This is a genomic window from Thermococcus sp. M36, from assembly GCF_012027355.1.
Lineage (GTDB): Archaea > Methanobacteriota_B > Thermococci > Thermococcales > Thermococcaceae > Thermococcus.
In genome coordinates, this window is the sequence record NZ_SNUH01000286.1 from 1 (window position 1) to 409 (window position 409).

Consider the following 409-nt stretch of genomic DNA (forward strand, 5'->3'; position numbering starts at 1 on the left):
ATAATGGAAGAAGTACAGGTTTGTATCATATAACTGTAACCAATCAACATAATAATATAGTTGCGTTGTTTAAAGGAACATGTTTTCGTACAAATAAGACGGTAATGAGTAAATAGAGTTTATAGGGTATCTAAAGTAAATAGTGAATTATGAATAGTAATTTTGGTTTTGAGGAATTAGAGGTGTGGAAGAAATCAAGAATTTTTAAGAATGAAATTAGATTACTTACAAAATATTTTCCTCCTGAGGAGAAATTTAAACTTATAGACCAGATTATAAGAAGTTCTCGTTCAATAAATTCACTGATAGCAGAAGGTCATGGCAGATTTTCGTATCCAGACCAAATTCATTTTTGTATTCAGGCAAGAGGGTCGTTAGCAGAAACTATTAATCATTTAATTGATGCTTT

At 29.8% G+C, this 409-nt stretch carries 1 protein-coding gene; it reads left to right on the forward strand.

The annotated features are described in order from the left end of the window. Positions 1-149 precede the first annotated feature (149 nt). Positions 150-409, forward strand: a 260-nt coding sequence (locus E3E36_RS12380) for a four helix bundle protein (RefSeq protein WP_167895635.1), incomplete at its 3' end; no start/stop codon positions are given.